Annotated in this window: 19 protein-coding genes; 10 read left to right on the top strand and 9 right to left on the bottom strand. The window is 71.3% G+C overall.

The genetic code is table 11. The features are described from left to right. Nucleotide 1: 1 nt before the first annotated feature. The 5 genes from HNR67_RS19055 (at nt 2) to cutA (ending at nt 3,326) form a co-directional block, all read left to right on the top strand. Nucleotides 2–1,222 carry a phosphoglycerate kinase gene (locus tag HNR67_RS19055; RefSeq protein WP_185003599.1) on the top strand — a complete coding sequence of 407 codons (1,221 nt, stop codon included), beginning with the start codon at nt 2–4 and terminating at the stop codon, nt 1,220–1,222. Next, nucleotides 1,222–2,007: a triose-phosphate isomerase gene (tpiA, locus tag HNR67_RS19060; RefSeq protein WP_185003600.1), complete on the top strand. Its 786-nt coding sequence runs from the start codon at nt 1,222–1,224 to the stop codon at nt 2,005–2,007. The genes HNR67_RS19055 and tpiA overlap by 1 nt, the downstream gene beginning before the upstream one ends. 123 nt (nt 2,008–2,130) lie before the next feature. After that, entirely contained in the window at nt 2,131–2,379 is a 249-nt protein-coding gene (gene secG / locus HNR67_RS19065; protein ID WP_185003601.1) for a preprotein translocase subunit SecG, read from the top strand. A 120-nt stretch (nt 2,380–2,499) separates the two neighbouring features. Continuing rightward, nucleotides 2,500–2,844 carry an RNA polymerase-binding protein RbpA gene (locus HNR67_RS19070; RefSeq protein WP_185003602.1) on the top strand — a complete coding sequence of 115 codons (345 nt, stop codon included), beginning with the start codon at nt 2,500–2,502 and terminating at the stop codon, nt 2,842–2,844. Between the two features lie 167 nt (nt 2,845–3,011). Beyond that, nucleotides 3,012–3,326, top strand: a complete 315-nt coding sequence (gene cutA, locus HNR67_RS19075) for a divalent-cation tolerance protein CutA (protein WP_185003603.1) — start codon at nt 3,012–3,014, stop codon at nt 3,324–3,326. Here cutA and HNR67_RS19080 read toward each other — a convergent pair. Continuing rightward, entirely contained in the window at nt 3,293–4,177 is an 885-nt protein-coding gene (locus tag HNR67_RS19080) for an alpha/beta fold hydrolase (RefSeq protein ID WP_185003604.1), read from the bottom strand. The two genes, cutA and HNR67_RS19080, sit on opposite strands and share 34 nt — an antisense overlap. Before the next feature lie 84 nt (nt 4,178–4,261). Next, nucleotides 4,262–5,647, bottom strand: a complete 1,386-nt coding sequence (locus HNR67_RS44540) for a sensor histidine kinase (protein WP_185003605.1) — start codon at nt 5,645–5,647, stop codon at nt 4,262–4,264. 529 nt (nt 5,648–6,176) lie between these two features. Between HNR67_RS44540 and HNR67_RS19090 the strand changes: the two genes are divergently transcribed. Genes HNR67_RS19090 through HNR67_RS19100 form a run of 3 tightly spaced genes read left to right on the top strand, consistent with a single transcriptional unit; the run spans nt 6,177 to nt 8,044 of the window. Continuing rightward, nucleotides 6,177–6,623, top strand: a complete 447-nt coding sequence (locus HNR67_RS19090) for a YbaB/EbfC family nucleoid-associated protein (RefSeq protein ID WP_185003606.1) — start codon at nt 6,177–6,179, stop codon at nt 6,621–6,623. A gap of 45 nt (nt 6,624–6,668) precedes the next feature. Continuing rightward, the gene (locus HNR67_RS19095) at nt 6,669–6,977 is read left to right on the top strand and encodes a type VII secretion target (protein WP_185003607.1); all 309 of its coding nucleotides are present in this window, start codon (nt 6,669–6,671) and stop codon (nt 6,975–6,977) included. 8 nt (nt 6,978–6,985) lie between these two features. Continuing rightward, on the top strand, nt 6,986–8,044 hold the full coding sequence (locus tag HNR67_RS19100; RefSeq protein WP_185003608.1) for a WXG100 family type VII secretion target: 1,059 nt from the start codon (nt 6,986–6,988) through the stop codon (nt 8,042–8,044). A 52-nt stretch (nt 8,045–8,096) separates the two neighbouring features. Here HNR67_RS19100 and HNR67_RS19105 read toward each other — a convergent pair whose 3' ends face one another. Both HNR67_RS19105 and HNR67_RS19110 read right to left on the bottom strand, forming a co-directional pair. Then, nucleotides 8,097–8,852, bottom strand: coding sequence for a hypothetical protein (locus HNR67_RS19105; protein ID WP_185003609.1), 756 nt, complete (start codon nt 8,850–8,852; stop codon nt 8,097–8,099). A 77-nt stretch (nt 8,853–8,929) separates the two neighbouring features. After that, nucleotides 8,930–9,466: a hypothetical protein gene (locus HNR67_RS19110; RefSeq protein WP_185003610.1), complete on the bottom strand. Its 537-nt coding sequence runs from the start codon at nt 9,464–9,466 to the stop codon at nt 8,930–8,932. Between the two features lie 153 nt (nt 9,467–9,619). Between HNR67_RS19110 and HNR67_RS19115 the strand changes: the two genes are divergently transcribed. Next, nucleotides 9,620–10,090, top strand: a complete 471-nt coding sequence (locus HNR67_RS19115) for a DUF5994 family protein (RefSeq protein WP_185003611.1) — start codon at nt 9,620–9,622, stop codon at nt 10,088–10,090. Nucleotides 10,091–10,123: 33 nt separating this feature from the next. On the opposite strand, the gene pgl is transcribed toward HNR67_RS19115, so the two are convergent. Next, nucleotides 10,124–10,897 carry a 6-phosphogluconolactonase gene (gene pgl / locus HNR67_RS19120; RefSeq protein ID WP_185003612.1) on the bottom strand — a complete coding sequence of 258 codons (774 nt, stop codon included), beginning with the start codon at nt 10,895–10,897 and terminating at the stop codon, nt 10,124–10,126. Nucleotides 10,898–10,983: 86 nt separating this feature from the next. Between pgl and HNR67_RS19125 the strand changes: the two genes are divergently transcribed. After that, nucleotides 10,984–12,054: an isoaspartyl peptidase/L-asparaginase family protein gene (locus HNR67_RS19125; protein ID WP_185003613.1), complete on the top strand. Its 1,071-nt coding sequence runs from the start codon at nt 10,984–10,986 to the stop codon at nt 12,052–12,054. An 11-nt stretch (nt 12,055–12,065) separates the two neighbouring features. Here the strand turns inward: HNR67_RS19125 and HNR67_RS46275 are convergent, their stop codons facing one another. Genes HNR67_RS46275 through HNR67_RS19145 form a run of 4 tightly spaced genes read right to left on the bottom strand, consistent with a single transcriptional unit; the run spans nt 12,066 to nt 15,684 of the window. Beyond that, nucleotides 12,066–12,689 (bottom strand): FKBP-type peptidyl-prolyl cis-trans isomerase, encoded by a 624-nt coding sequence (locus tag HNR67_RS46275; RefSeq protein ID WP_185003614.1) that lies wholly within the window; start codon nt 12,687–12,689, stop codon nt 12,066–12,068. 42 nt (nt 12,690–12,731) lie between these two features. After that, nucleotides 12,732–13,280 (bottom strand): TlpA family protein disulfide reductase, encoded by a 549-nt coding sequence (locus tag HNR67_RS44550; RefSeq protein ID WP_185003615.1) that lies wholly within the window; start codon nt 13,278–13,280, stop codon nt 12,732–12,734. Next, complete coding sequence (locus tag HNR67_RS19140; protein ID WP_185003616.1) at nt 13,277–13,699, bottom strand: hypothetical protein; 423 nt, start codon at nt 13,697–13,699, stop codon at nt 13,277–13,279. Before HNR67_RS19140 ends, HNR67_RS44550 begins: the two co-directional genes overlap by 4 nt. Continuing rightward, the gene (locus tag HNR67_RS19145) at nt 13,681–15,684 is read right to left on the bottom strand and encodes a M6 family metalloprotease domain-containing protein (protein ID WP_185003617.1); all 2,004 of its coding nucleotides are present in this window, start codon (nt 15,682–15,684) and stop codon (nt 13,681–13,683) included. The genes HNR67_RS19140 and HNR67_RS19145 overlap by 19 nt, the downstream gene beginning before the upstream one ends. Nucleotides 15,685–15,814 lie beyond the last annotated feature (130 nt).

Raw genomic sequence — 15,814 nt, forward strand, 5'->3', positions numbered from 1 at the left:
TGTGAAGACCCTGGCAGATCTGCTCGCCGAGGGTGTTGCCGGTCGGCGCGTGCTGGTGCGCGCCGACCTCAACGTTCCTCTGGACGGCTCCGTCATCACCGACGACGGCCGGGTCCGCGCCTCGCTGCCCACCCTGCGGCAGCTGACCGAGGCCGGGGCCCGCGTGCTCGTCGCGGCACACCTGGGCCGCCCCAAGGGCGAGCCCGACCCCAAGTTCTCCCTCGCCCCGGTCGCGGCGCGCCTCGGCGAACTGCTCGGCGCCGAGGTGGCCCTGGCCGCCGACGTGACCGGCCCCTCGGCGAAGTCCACTGTGGACGGTCTGACCGACGGCAGGGTGGCACTGCTGGAGAACGTGCGCTTCGAGGCGCGCGAGACCAGCAAGGACGAGACCGAGCGGGCCGCCTTCGCCGCCGAACTCGCCGCGCTGCTCGGTGCCGACGGCGCCTACGTCTCCGACGGATTCGGTGTGGTGCACCGCAAGCAGGCCTCGGTCTACGACGTGGCCAAGCTGCTGCCGCACTACGCAGGCGGCCTGGTGCTGGCCGAGGTCGAGGTGCTGCGCAAGCTCACCACCGACACCGCGCGGCCGTACGTGGTCGTGCTCGGCGGGTCCAAGGTCTCGGACAAGCTCGGCGTGATCTCCAACCTGCTGGCCAAGGTGGACCGCCTGCTCATCGGCGGCGGCATGGCCTACACCTTCCTCAAGGCCCAGGGCCACGAGGTCGGCGAGTCGCTGCTGCAGGAGGACCAGCTCGACACCGTGCGCGGCTTCCTCAAGGAGGCGGCCGAGCGCGGCGTGGAACTGGTGCTGCCGGTCGACGTCGCCACCGCCGAGCGGTTCCCGGACTTCGGCGCCGACTCCCAGCCCGCCCCCGTGGTGGTGCCGGTGGACGGCATCCCGGCCGGGCGGATGGGCCTGGACATCGGCCCGGACACCGAACGCCTGTTCGCGGACAAGCTCGCCGACGCCCAGACCGTGTTCTGGAACGGGCCGATGGGCGTGTTCGAGGTCGCCGAGTACGCCAGCGGCACCCGCTCGGTGGCCAAGGCGCTGGTCGGCTCCTCGGCGTTCACCGTCGTCGGCGGCGGTGACTCCGCGGCCGCGGTGCGCCTGCTCGGCCTGCCGGAGGACGGTTTCTCGCACATCTCCACCGGTGGTGGAGCATCCCTGGAATTCCTTGAGGGCAAGGAACTCCCCGGCGTTTCCGTCCTGGAGGACTGATGGCGCGCAAGCCGTTCATCGCCGGCAACTGGAAGATGAACCTGAACCACCTGGAAGCCATCGCGCTGGTCCAGAAGTTCGCGTTCTCCCTGCCGGACAAGTACTACGACAAGGTCGACGTGGCGGTGCTGCCGCCGTTCGTGGACATCCGCAGCATCCAGACCCTCAAGGACGGCGACAAGCTGCTGCTCACCTACGGTGCGCAGGACCTCTCGCCGTCGGACTCCGGCGCCTACACCGGGGACATCTCGGGTCCGATGCTGGCCAAGCTCGGCTGCGCCTGGGTGGTCGTCGGCCACTCCGAGCGCCGGGAGATCCACGGCGAGACCGACGACCTGGTCAACAAGAAGGTCCGCGCGGCGCTCAAGCACGGCGTCGCGCCGATCTTCTGCATCGGCGAGAAGCTGGAGATCCGGGAAGCCGGCACGCACGTGGAGTACACCACCGAGGCGCTCATCGCCGGGCTCAAGGGCCTCAAGGCCGAGCAGGTCCAGCAGGTCGTGGTGGCCTACGAGCCGGTCTGGGCCATCGGCACCGGGCGGGTGGCCAGCGCCGCCGACGCCCAGGAGGTGTGCGGGGCGATCCGGGCCAAGCTCGCGGAGAAGTACGGGCCCGAGGTGGCGGCCTCGGTGCGGGTGCTCTACGGCGGCTCGGTCAAGTCCGGCAACATCGCCGAACTGATCAAGCAGGAGGACATCGACGGGGCACTGGTCGGCGGGGCCAGCCTGGACGCGGAGGAGTTCGCGAAACTCTGCGCACTCGCCGCCGGTGGCCCGCTGCCGTAAGGCCGTGACCTGGCCATTACGTAGTGCAATCGCCATTACGTACGGCAATGATCCGGAGGGCGGTCCAAGTCGGCCGCCCTTACCGGTACTCTGTGACGTCTACCGCGGTACGGCGAGGATGAGATGAAGCTGACTCTTCAGATTGTGTTGATCGTGGCCAGCGTGGTGCTGGTGCTCCTGGTGCTGCTGCACCGTGGCCGGGGCGGCGGGCTTTCCTCGCTGTTCGGCGGCGGTATGCAGTCGAGCCTGTCCGGCTCAAGCGTGGTGGAGAAGAACCTGGATCGCCTCACGCTGTTCTTCGGCGCGGTCTGGTTGATCTCCATCATCGGCGTCGGCCTGTTGATGAAGCTCGCCCCGGCAGCGGCGACCTGAGCTGAGCTGAGGGAACCGGATCCGGGCCTCGGCCGTTCCAACGGTTGACAGTCCGGATCCGGGTTTGACAAGTGAACACAGGCACCAGGGGCAAATACATGACGGGGGAAGTGAGGGTCGATGGCTGGCGGTAACGCGATCCGCGGCACCCGAGTCGGTGCTGGCCCGATGGGCGAGTCCGAACGAGGTGAGTCGGCGCCGAGGCAACGGGTGGCCTACTTCTGTGCCAACGGGCACGAGGTCCGGCCGTCCTTCGCCTTGGAGGCCGAGGTACCGGAGAGCTGGGACTGCCCGCGCTGCGGGCTCCCGGCAGGTCGCAACGAGCAGGCCCCTCCGGCCGCGCCGCGCAACGAGCCCTACAAGACTCACCTGGCCTACGTGAAGGAGCGCCGCTCCGACGCCGACGGCCAGGCGATCCTGGAAGAGGCCCTGGCCCGGCTGCGGGCCCAGCGCGGCGAGGCCTGAGTCTCGGCCTGACAAGGGGAACGACTGGCGGTACGGCCGTGTGGGGCACGGCCGGTTCGAAGCAGGTCGCGGTGTCGGAAGCGGCCTGTCGCAGGGGTCAGTGAGACGACTGCCCGGAGGCCGTCCGCCTCCGGGCCGTCTGCTGTCCGGGCCCGGTACCGTGCGGCATGGCCGAGCACCTGATCGTCACCACCACCCTGGACACCCCCGAGGCCGCGCACGCTCTCGCCGCCGCCGTGGTCGAGGCCCGCCTGGCGGCCTGTGTGCAGATCCTGCCCGTGACCAGCGTGTACCGCTGGAACGGCGCCATCCAGTCCGATCCGGAGTGGCGCCTGGAATGCAAGACCAGCGCCGATCGCCTGGACGCCCTGCTCGCCGAACTGCGGGCCCGGCACGGCTACGACGAACCCGAACTCATCGCCACCCCCGTCGTGGCAGGCTCCGCGGGCTACCTGGACTGGGTGACCGCGGAGACCCGCTGAGCCGACCCGGTGAAGGCGGTCACCGCGCCGAGGAACGGCTCCGGCTCCTCCAGGTGCCCGAAGTGGCCGCTGTGCTCCAGGACCACCAGGCGCGCGGTGGGGATGCCAGTGGCCAGTTCCTGGGCCCAGCGCGGGCCGCAGATGAAATCCTGCCTGCCCACGATGACCAGGGTCGGGGTGTGGATGACATCCAGGTCGTCGCGGACGTCCCAGGGCTCCCGCAGCCGGTCCGGGTCGTGCGTGGCGTCCAGGGTGCCCAGCCAGCCGGACAGGTCGGTGCCGGCGTAGTCGGCGAAGTACAGCGGCAGCACGGTGCCCAGGTAGGCGCGCAGTGAGGCGTCGTCGGTGATCGGCGTCCGGCCGAAGGCGGCCGCGGCCCGCTCGGTGTCCGGATCGCCGGGGTGCGCGGCCAGCCGGTCCCGCACGCCCCTGGCGAGTTCCTCGGCGAACTCGGGGGTGTCCATGGTGGGCGCGCCGTCGTAGAGGATCAGTCCGCTCAGCCGGTCCGGGTGGTCCAGGGCGTACTGCAGGCCGACGAAGGCGCCGTGCGAATGGCCGAGGAAGTACACCTCGGGGCCGCCGAGGTGGTCGATCACGCCGTCGACGAACTCGGCGTAGCGGCGCACCGTGTACCGGCCGCCGGGCAGCGCCTCGCTGCGGCCGGTGCCCACCGGCTCCAGGTAGACCAGGGTCAGGTGGCGTTCCAGCGCGGGCATCCGCAAGTACTCCCAGTGGATGCCGGGACCGCCGGGATGGACCAGGCAGAGCGGGCCGGTGCCTGCCACGTGGTAGCGCTGGCGGATGCCGCCGACCTCGATCAGGTGCGATCCGGCGGACAGGACGTCGGTCATGGGCTCAGCATGAGCCGACCGCGTGCCACCGGACCGCCCTGACCTGGGCTTGTCACCGCGAGGCAGGAATCCCTGCCCCCGTAGTCACTGTGCTGACAGGTGCAGTTCCGCTGGACTGGGTTCCCGCGGCCGGGGATGGCGCAGCATCGCCAGATGCTCGGCCGAGGCCAGCGCGGACTGCCCGCTCGCGGCGGCATGGGAGATCCGCCGGGCGGTCACCGGCACGGGCGCCGGAGCCGGGCTGGACGGCGCGGGGCCGTCCGTCGGGACCGGAGTCGCGGCGGTGGGGGAGGAGACCGGGACCGGGCCCGCGGGGGCCGGTGCGGCCAGGTTCTCCGCGGTGAGCGGGAAACTGGCGTGCACCACGTACCCGCCGTCCTCGGTCGGCTGCGCGGTGAGCGTGCCACCGAGCATCGCCGCCCGCTCGCGCAGGCCCATCAGTCCGTGCCCACCCGGCGGCAGCGGCGCCATGCCGTCCTGACCGCGCGGGCTCGCGTTGCGCACCTCCACGTGCAGGCTGCCGCCCGCCAGTCCCAGGTGCACCGTGACCGGCGCCCCCGAAGCGTGCTTGCCGATGTTGGTCAGTGCCTCCTGCACGGTCCGGTACACCGCGCAGCCCAGCTGCGGGGACACCGGACCCGGCATCGGGCCCATGGTCAGCGTGGTCGGCAGGCCGCTGTCGGCGACCAGTTCCGGCACGTCCTCCAGGCCCGGCTGAGCCGCCTCGCAGTCCAGGGTGGAGGAACGCAGCAGGCCGACCAGGTTGCGCAGTTCCTCCAGGGTGCGGTTGGACAGCCTGCGGATGGTCAGCGCGATCTCCCGGGAATCCGGGTCCTCGGCCACCACCTGCAGCGCGCCCGCCTGGATGGCGATCAGCGTGACCTGGTGCGAGACCACGTCGTGCATCTCGCGGGCCAGCCGGGTCCGCTCCTCGGCGCGCACCGCGTGATCGTGCAGCTTCTGCTGCCGTTCCCGCCCGGCCGCCAGTTCGGTGAGCTTGTCGGTCAGCTCGCAGCGGGCCCGCACCAGCTGGCCCACCGCGATCGGCGCACCGGCCAGCAGTGCCGCGTACAGCGCGCGCAGGCACGCCTCGTGCACGGCGACGTCGGGGAACAACTGCATCGGGCCCAGGGTCAGGCAACCGCCGAAGGCCAGCAGCCCGCAGCCGATGAGTTGCCAGTCCAGGCGACGTGCCCGCGCCACCGAGTACAGCGCGACCATCGCGGCCAGCACGGTGAAACCCACCACCAGGCCGGGAATGGTCAGCAGCAGCGCGGTGCGCGGGAACTCCCTGCGGAACAGCAGTGCCAGACAGGCCAGCACCGGCAGCAGGAACGAGTAGTGCGTCGAGGGCGTCGTGTTGACCACGACGTCGAGTCCCGCCAGGGCGATCAGCGCCAGGTCGGTCAGGGTGCGCCGCAGGCAGCGCAGCCCGTCCGGCCCGCGGTCGCCGCGGGTTTCCGTGCTCACGTTTGGGTCGGGGGCGGCCTGACGCAGGCCGGGCCCGGACCACCTCTTCGTGACCAGAGCAGCACCTCCGAGTCACCCGTCCGATCGACCCCACCGTACGGCAGCTTGCTGCCAAACAACAGGGTCAGTTGACAAGTCTGTCCAGCTTGTCATGATCCGGCTGCAACTGACTCCCCAGACAGCCTGCGGGGTTGTCAAAGTTTGTCAGATTGACCGAGTCATCCGTGACTACGCAGCGTGTTCCCAGTTCGGCCGCTCGACGGGGTCGTTGCTCCGAACGTGGGCGTGTCATCAGTTTGACAACTTCGAACCATGTGTCCGGCCATCGAACGGTCCAGTCGGCACCGCCGTTGACCGGCGGAATGGTACAGACCACTACATCCGGTGGCGGTGTCCGGGAAATTGCCACACAGTTACGGCCGTCCGAGGGAACCGGCAGGCCGCCGTTGTGGTCTGACCGGGGGACAACAGGGCAGGGCGGGCGAGTGAAAGGTGAATGTTTGTGGACCCCGAAGCGTGGGTAGCGCGCATGGAACGCGAGAACCGGGCCCGGCTGGCGGCGGTGGACGCGGTCTCCGGAGAGCTGCAACAGCTCAGCGGCCGCGCGAGCACTCCGGACGGGAAGATCAGCGTCGAGGTGCACGTCAACGGGTCGCTCAAGGACGTGCAGATCCACCCCTCGCTGGTGGACGCCTCACTGCGCAACCTCGGCCAGCTGCTCGTACAGCTCGCCCAGCAGGCCCAGGCGCAGGCAGGCAGGCAGCTGGAGGAGGTGGTGACCCCGCTGTTCGGCGACGCCACCCAGACCATGGCCATGCTGCGCGGCTACCTGCCGCCCGCCGAGGACGAGGACACCGCGGCGGCAGGCCCGGAACGGCGGGAACCGAACACCCCGCCGCGCCCGTCCCAGCAACCGCCGCGGCGGACCGGCCGGGATGAGGACGAGGACGACTTCGGCGGCCCGATCCTGCGCTGATCCGAGGGCGCGGACGACGGTGTGGCACCACTGGGGAAGGCAGTCATGACAGCGGACAAGTTCACCACCAGGAGCGCGGAGCTGGAGCGGTACGCCGCCACCCTGGCGCGCATCGGCGAGGGCCTGTCGAGGCAGGCGGCCACCGCGGCAGGCATCCAGCTCGGCCACGAGGCCTACGGCGTGATCGGCACCCAGTTCGCCGGCGACCTCAACAAGCAGGCCAGCGAGGCCAGGGCGAGGATCGAGGACGGCGCGCAGGGCCTGCAGGACGTGGCCAAATCGCTCAAGGACGCCGCGCTGACCTACCAGGACGCGGAGGACGCGGTCCGCGACTCCTTCGACGGGAAGAAGTGAACTGAGTCATGGAGTGGTTTCCCAACTTCGACGGCGCGACCAAGGCCCTGGACGGCTCCGGCGCGATCGGCAGCACCGCGGAGACGGTCTCGGCGCTGGTGCAGGGCGAGTTCCCGGAGGCTGGCGCGTCCGCGGCCGGACTGGCCTTCGACGCGGTCGGCGTGGTCATGGACCCCTTCGGCTCGCTGCTGGAGGCGGGCATCGGCTGGGCGATGGAGCACATCGGCCCGCTCAAGGAGTGCCTCGACTACATCAGCGGCGACGACGGCGAGGTCAAGAAGGGCGTGCTGGCCTGGCACAACGTGTCCAAGGACCTCACCGACCTGGCCACCGACACCCGCAATGAGCTGAACGCGCAGATCGGCGGCTGGAGCGGCGACGCCCAGCAGGCGTTCAGCGAGCAGATGACCATCGTCAACGACAGCCTGCTGGCCATCAGCGCCGAGGCCAAGGCCACCTCCGAGGCCGCGGGCGGGCTCGGCGAGGCGATGGCGATCGTGCGCGCGATCGTCCGCGACACCATCTCCATCGTGGTCGCCGAGATCATCAAGGCCATGATCGCGGCCGGCCTGACCGCCTTCTGCACCTTCGGCGCCTCCATCGCGGCCGGGGTGTCCTGGGTGATCGCCAGGGTCGGCATGGCCGTCTCGAAGATCATGAAGTACTTCACCAAGTTCCTGCGCCTGTGCTCGGGCCTGAACCGGGTGCTCTCCACCATGATCCAGAACATGGCCAAGGCGGCCAGCAAGATCAAGGGCCTTGGCGGGCTGGGCAAGTACAGCCGCAGCGGGTTCGACCTGTCCAAGAGCGTGAGCAAGACCAACCAGAGCATGCTGCGCGGCCTGCGGGGCAACCGGGGCGAGCAGATACCCAGGCTGGACGGGTTGAAGGACGACTACGGGCAGGCCGCCGACTACGGCAAGCGGGTCGGCGCGGAGGCGGGCAAGGAATACCTGTGGCAGGCCCCGATCAAGGTGGGCCTGGAGGGCGGCAAGACCTGGGCGAAGGACGACTTCAACCCGGAGAACATCGAGGAGAACGAGAAGAAGGGCTGGTGGGAGAAGTAACTCCCGGCGGCCCATGGCCCGGTCCGGCACGGTCGGACCGGGTTCTCCCGTCTCACCAGTCGTTGGCCACCGCCACCACGGCGACCACGAGGAACAACCCGACCAGCGCGGCGAGGCCGTAGACGATGTTGCGGGCGGTCTCCCCAAGCAGTGCGTAGCCCAGGCCCGCCGCGGCGAACACCCCGGTCAGGATCAGGTCCGGAACCAGCAGGAACAGCGCGAACAGCAGGCGCAGCAGGAACCACACGAAGCCGAGGCCGTACCACTCACCCATGGTCGAGTCGTCGTAGGCCCAGCGGAAGAAGGCGAACGGCGCGTAGATCGACTCCCGCCAGTGCGCCGTCCAGTTGTCGACGAACCGGACGAGCGGGTTGTCCTCCTTGACCGCGGCGACCTGCTCGACGCCCTTCAGCTCGATGGACTCGATCTTGCCTTCGGTGACGTCGATCAGCACCTGCCGGTCCACCACCTGCACCGTGGTGCGCCCGTCGACCACCGCGGTGAACTCGCCCCGGCCGGAGCGCACCTGGTAGGTGTGGTCGAAGCCGGTGTCGCCCTGGCGGCGGTCCCTGATCACGACGTAGATCGAGTCGGCGTCCTTGTCCGGCAGGCTGTACTTGGCGCCGATGGAGAACACGCCGATGGGTGTCACCAGGGTTTTGTCGCCGGAGACGCTGACGCCGCTCGCGCTGACGCTGAACTTCACCGGCAGCAGGACCGGGGTGAAGCCGACCTGCGGTTGCGGGTCGCAGGCGATGAGCAGCAGGGGGGCGAGCAGGAGCTGGAGCTGGAGCCAGCGCCGGACCATGCTCCCTCCTGACTGCCGAGGTCAGGACTGCATGGTCCCGGGCTGGCAGGCCCCGGCTCAGTCGTTTGGTGCCACGTTCACCGGTTCGGCCCAGCCTCGGCGCCGTAGAACCGGCGGGCCCGCCGCCACCCGGCCGGATTGATCAGCCGGGCCAGCGCGGGCCCGAACCGGCGCGAGCCACCCAGCGCCAGCAGCAGCCCGCCGATCAGCAGGAACGCGATCCGCAACCCCCACCGCGGACCCTGCGGCGCGGGTGGTGTCGTGGACAGTTCGGTGCGCCCCCAGAACCCGGGGAAGGGTTTGCGGCCCCACACCTCGATGCCCTGGGCGGCCTGGTCGCGTTCGGCGCGGGTCACGCTCAGCAGTGCGCGTTCGGCGCCGCGGTCGGCCCAGGTCACGGTGACCGCGCAGACCCCGGTGGCGCACGGTTCGGCCAGGGTGGCGCGGCCGTGGGCCGGGGCGGGTTCGGCGCGGAAGGTCAGCGCGCACAGGGCGAGCAGGGCCAGGCCGAGGACACCGGCCAGCACCCGGGTGATGATGATCGTGACGTAGGCCAGCCGAGGGAAGCGGCGGAACCGCCGCTCGTGCTCGGGATGCGCGCCCGGGTATCGCATGGGGACAACCCTGTCACGGCCGGTTCCGGGGGTGTCCCTGGGCGTAGGGTCGGGGCTGGCGGGGACGTCGCGCACGTCGGCAACCGAGCCGGCGCCGTCTCCGGCGCACACCGACACCGGCCGCGCCCCGCGCCCGGAGACGGGACCACCGGCATGCGCTCGGACCTGACTCACCCGCCCAGCGCCGCCCGGCGCGCGCTCCGGCTCCGGCTCAAGCCGCGGGAGTCGGCGGTGGGCCTGCTCGACGGCGGCTGGTGGCCGCACACCGGCTGCCTCGGCGTGGAGCTGCCGCCGTTGCTGGAACTGCTCGCGGTGCGGCTGGGGCCGATCGGGCGGGTGGTGTTCAACCCGGAGGCGTTCGGACCCGCGCCGCGACGGGTGCTCGCCGGCGGCTGGCCGGTGGTGCTGCGCCGCTCGGCGGCCCTGGACCCGGCGATGGTGCTGGTGCTGGGCCGGGCCGGGGGTGGGTTGCGGTTGCTGGTGGTGCCGCCGGGGGTGGCCGAGGAGACCGGGCGGCGGGTGCTGCAGCGGGCGGCCGGGCGGGAGAACATCGACAGTCCGGCGGAGTTGCTGGCGCCACGGGCCTGGTTGCGGCTGGTGGTGCCGCGACAGCGGCAGGGCTGAGCGGACCGGGACGACGCCGGGCGCGGGCCGGGGTCAGGCCTTCGGGGGCAGGAAGCTGGCCGGGACCTGGGCGGCGGCGGTCGTGTCCAGCAGCCACCGGGTGCCCTCGGCGCCGCGGGCCCCGGCCGCCGGGATCGCCACCTCGTCGCCCTCGACCAGCGCCTGCGCGACCGGACCGGCCTTGCTCTCGCCGGTGGTCATCAGCCACACCTCGCGTGCGGTGCGGATCGCGGGCAGGGTCAGGCTGACCCTGGTGGGTGGGGGCTTGGGGCAGTCGCGGACCGCGACCACGGTGCGGCTGGCCTCGTGCACGGCGGGGGAGTCCGGGAAGATCGAGGCGGTGTGGCCTTCCTCGCCGACGCCGAGCAGGCACACGTCGAAGACCGGCACCGAGCCGTAGGCCACCGCGTTCCTGGCCAGGATCTCGGCGTAGGCCTCGGCGGCGGCGTCCGGGTTGTCGCCGAAGCGGCCGTCGCTGGGTTCCATCGCGTGCACCCGGGCCGGATCAAGCGGGATGTGGTCCAGCAGGGCGGTCCTGGCCTGGGTCTCGTTGCGGTCGGGGTGACCGGCGGGCAGGAAGCGTTCGTCGCCCCAGTACAGGTCGACCCGGCTCCAGTCGACGGCGTCGCGGGCCGGCAGGTCGCGCACGTGTTCCAGGACCGCGTTGCCGGTGCGGCCGCCGGTGAGCACCAGGCTGGCGGTGCCGGTTGTGGCCTGGGCGTCGACCAGGGCGGTGACCAGTCGGGCGGCGACCGCCGCGGCGAGCAGGTCCGGACTGGCGTGCACGACTACCCGCGGCTGGCTCATGGTCAGACATTCTGGCCTATCGGCCGGTGCCGCCGCGGGCCCGCTCGCCCTAGGCAGGGAACACAGCCTTGAGGAGGGATCCCGCCATGCGAGGACGAACCATCGTGTCGCTGACCGCCGCCGCCCTGCTGCTGGTCGGCCCGCAGAGCAGCGCCCTGCCCGAACCGCCGGCGCCCGAACCCGCGGCGGAGCAGGGGCGCGGACCGGCCCCGGACGCGCGGAACGTGGTGCTGGCCGTGCACGGCGGCGCGGGCGGCGGCCTGGTCCGCGAGAACACCACCCCCGAGGTGGAACGCGCCTACCGGGACGGCCTCACCGCTGCCTTGCGGGCGGGGGAGAAGGTGTTGCGGGACAAGGGGAACAGTGTGGACGCGGTCGAGGCCGCGGTGAAGGTGCTCGAGGACGACCCGTTGTTCAACGCGGGCAAGGGCGCGGTGTTCACCGAGGACGCCGGGCATGAGCTGGACGCCTCGATCATGCGTGGGCGGGACCTGGCCGCCGGGGCGGTCGCCGGGGTGCGCAACGTGCGCAACCCGATCTCCGCGGCCCGCCTGGTGATGGAGAAGTCCAAGCACGTGCTGCTCGCTGGGGAGGGCGCGGACGATTTCGCCGCCCGCAACGGCCTGCCCACGGTCACCCAGGACCACTACTGGACCCAGGCCCGCTGGGACCAGTTGATGAAGGCCAAGAACCCGGCCACCAGGGACCTGGCCGACCCGCAGGCCCACGGCACGGTCGGCGCGGTCGCCCTGGACCGGGCCCGCGACCTGGCCGCGGCCACCTCCACCGGCGGGCTGACCAACAAGATGACCGGCCGGATCGGCGACTCGCCGGTGATCGGCGCGGGCACCTACGCGCGCAACGACACCGCCGCGGTCAGCGCCACCGGCGCCGGTGAGGTGTTCATCAGGGGCGCGGCCGCGGGCACCATCTCGAACCTGGTCGAGTTCGGGCGGCGGTCACTGGCCGAGGCCACCTTCGAGGTGGTGGTGCGGCGGCTGCCCGCGCTCGGCGGCGCCGGCGGCGTGATCGCGCTCAACCGGGCAGGCGAGTTCGACGCGCCGCACAGCACCCCCGGCATGCTGCACGGATACCTGACCGCGGATGGCCGGGTCGTCACCAAGGTGTTCCTGGACGAGACCCCGGCCAACCGCTGAGTCAGGCTCGATCAGGAACCGGCGCCCGGAGTGATCTTGACCAGGTCGACCACGAAGATCAGGGTCTCGTTCGGCGCGATGTCGCCCTTGCCCGCCGCGCCGTAACCCAGCTCGGCCGGGACGACGAGCAGCCGGCGGGAGCCCGCCTTCTGGCCGATCAGGCCCTGGTCCCAGCCCTTGACGACCTGGCCGACACCGATGGGCGCGGTGAAGGTCTTGCCGCCGTCGTAGGAGGACTGCTTGAAGGCGCGGTCGGAGAAGGTGGTCAGGTGGTAGTGCGCCTCGACCGTCTCACCGGACTTCAGCCCGGCGCCGGTGCCAGGGGTGATGTCCTTGGACAGCAGGGTGGTGGGCGCCGAGCAGTCGGTCGGCACGGTCACCGTGGGCTTGGCGTTGGCCGCGCCCTCGACCTTGAAGGCGTCGATGGTGCAGGGCGCGCCCGCGGGCTTGCCCGCGGCGCTGGTGGCCGCGGAGCTGCTCGCCGCGGCCGCGGACGGGGTCGTGTTGGCCTTGGCCAGCTCTTCCAGTCCGGCAGGCGCCTCGCTGGGGGTGCAGCCGGCGACCAGCAGGCCGAGCGCGGTCACCGCGCCCGCGGCCAGCAGGCGGGCCCGGGAGATCGTCAGAGAAAGGGACACAGCGGGAAGCCTAGACGGCCCGGTGTGTGGTCCGCCCTCTGCTCAGCCGACTAACTGCCGCAGCGCGTCCCCGACGGCGTTCGCCGAGGTCAGTCCCTTGATCAGGACGCCGCCGGGGGCCACCACGGCCAGCAGCGGCGGTTCGGCCAGCGCGTAGCCACGGCCGATCGTCTGCTGCTGGTCGTCCAGCCCGACCGGATAGGGCACCTGGTGTTTGTCCAGGTAGCCGCGCAGATCGGCCTCGGTGTCCCTGGCGGCCACGCCGAGGAAGACCACCTTGTCCTGGTAGGTGGTGGCCAGCTCGGTGAGCTTGGCCTGTTCGCTGCCGCACTTGGCACACCACGAACTGAAGAACACCACCACCAGGGGCCGGTCTTTCCACAGCGCCGAGGCGGTGACCTTGGCGCCGTCGGTGAGCGGCACGGTGAAGTCCGGCGCGGCCGCGGCCTCCGGGGGCGGCGGGCGGAAGGTGACCCCGGAAGGCAGTGGCCCCGGCAGCGCCGCGGATCCGCCGCGTACCGGGGCGGGCGGGGGAGCGGCGGTGCAGGCGGCCAGGAGCAGGGCGAGCAGCAGGGCCAGGGTGGTTCTCACGTCGTCAATCCCACCAGGGGCGCCTGCTCGCCCAGGTTCGGGTCGCGGGCCAGTTCGATCGGCGGCAGGTCGCCGACGTGCAGCCGGTAGCCGGTCGCGGCCGGGACGGCCACGGTGAACTCCAGCTGGCAGAAGGTGGGTTCGCGCGGGACCTTCAGCGGTTCGTCGATGGCCTTGACCGCCTTGCCCGGCGGCAGTTTCCCGTCGGCGAGCTGCTTGCCCTCGGCGTCGGTGAGCCGGAACCCGGCGTTGGGGTGGATGGCCTGGTAGGCGCCGGTGCCCGAGCAGTCGCCGCCGACCTCGCGCATGGCCCCGTCGCGGACCAGGAGTTTCACCGGCAGCGGACTGGCGGCGGGGGCATTGCTGCACCCCGCCGCCAGCGTCGCGCTGATGAGCAGGATCAGGACAGGACGGTGCACGTCGCCGTCGCGGTCTTGCTCGGGTCGGTCTCGGACACCGCGGTCAGCTTCACCGTGGCGGCCTCGATCGCCTGCGCGGTGGTGCGTTCCACGTTCACCGCCACGTCGACCTTCTCGCCGAACTTGGCCGTCGCGAGGGAGTTGGGCAGCTGGACCTGCCAGCCCGCGCCGCTGACCTCGGCCTTGAGCCGGTAGACGTCCGAACGCAGGTGCGCGGCCGGGTTGCCACTGGCCTTGCCGGTGTTGGTCAGCGGGAAGGAGCAGGCGGTGGCGCCGCGGCGGCCGACCCAGCCGGTGCGCGCGTTGGCCAGGGACACCCCTCGGGTGTGCGCGCCCGCGCCGTCCAGGGAGCGGACCGCGACGGTGTAGGAGAGCACGCCCCTGGTGTCCCGCTTGATGTCGAGGACGTAGAAGTGCAGCCGGTTGTGGGTGTCGGTGTACTCATAGATCGACTTGGACCCGTTGCCGGCCTTGAGCAGCGCGTCGGCCAGCTGGCGCGGATCGCCGATGGTCACCTTCACCGGGGTGCCGTCCGGCTTGTAGTAGTCGACCAGGTTGATGTCCTGCGGGTTGGCGTCGACAACCCACTTGAACGGGGCGGCGTCGGCGTTCTTCGTCTTGGCCAGCAGCACGCCGCTGTCCGGGGTGAAGGAGTCCGACCCCATCCGGTCCACGACCTCCAGGGTGTAGTTCTGGTAGCCGCGGCCGTCGCAGAGCGGATCACGGGCCTGGCTGCACGCCGGGGCCTTGTCCCCGCCGGGCATGACCACGTTGATCCCGGCCAGTCCGGTGGGACCGGGCTGCACCGAGCGGGCGGTCACCGTGGCCACCGCCACCCCGGAGGTGGTCAGCGTGCCCCGGTCCAGCCGCAGCACGTTCGCCTCGTCCACGATGCCGAGCTTCATCTTGTTGCGCAGCATGTGCTGCGCGCCCATGGACGCCCCGGCCATCGGCGGGATGAACCAGCGGGTGTGCGTGCCGCCCGGACCGTTGAAGGTGCCGCGGCTGAGCATGTCCCACGGGCCGCTGTAGGCGCGCACCGGCGGGTTGCCGAAGGGGTTGTTGTAGTTGTCCCCGATGCCCAGGATGTGGCTGAACTCGTGCGCGTACACGCTCTGCCCGGAGCTTTCCGCCTGGGTGGAGGAGCCGCCGCCGGCGTTGGGCCAGATGGAGGCCGCGGCCTTCCACGAGGTCCACTCCACGTAACGGGTCTTGGCCCAGTTCGGCAGGTTGGGGTCGGGCGGACCGAAGGAGTCCGGCACGTCCTCCTTCTTCTCGAACATCATCGGCCCGAACTCCTGCCAGGTCCCGGACTCGTCCTGACCGGCGGAGAGGAAGAAGACGAAGTCGAAGCCCTTGGGCACCTCGGTGCCGACGTCCTTGCGCCAGGCCGCGCCCGCGTCGGTGCGCAGGTCCTTGTTGCAGCTGGACCCGGCCGGGCAGGCGCCCGAGCCCTGGAACTCCATCGCGTACTCGTAGGACTTGCCGGGCAGCCGGTACGCGCCGAAGGCCTTGAGGTCGACGCCGAACCGCCCGCCGGAGTCCTCCATCCAGTACTCGTTGATGGTGTGCCCGTTGTTGACCTTGCCGGGCTTGTTGAGGAAGTCCTGGTAGAACTGCGCCACCTGGGCCCGCGGGATGTTGTTGGCCAGGTTGGTGGGGTTGCCGAACACGGTGGATTTCGGCGGCTGGGTGACCGCGAACTCCTGGTCCGGGTAGTCGACGAGGACGAGAGCGCCCTTGAACATCCGCTTGGTCGGCTTGACCGCCGGGTTCGCCCAGTCGGTGCCCGGCGGCTTCTTGTAGTCCGACCACGTCATGTCAGCGGGGTTCTCCCACTGCTGCGGGTCGATCGGCGCGAGGGAGGCCGGCGCGCCCCAGTCCGCCGGTGCGGCGCTGGCCATGCCCGCCATGGACACCGACAGCGCGGCGGCCAGCGCGAGGGCCCCGGTGCGCGAGACCCGGAAACGGCGACGTAGCTGCATGACCTGGGATCCTAGGAACCCTGGGCGGTGCTACCCAGCCGCCGAAGGTACTGATCCACCCGGTCGAGTCAAGCAGGCGACCCCGCCCGTGGAGGGTCGCGCTCCAGGGCAGGGTCGTCTCCGCGCCGCG

The sequence above is a fragment of the Crossiella cryophila genome (genome assembly GCF_014204915.1).
GTDB classification, from domain to species: Bacteria; Actinomycetota; Actinomycetes; order Mycobacteriales; family Pseudonocardiaceae; genus Crossiella; species Crossiella cryophila.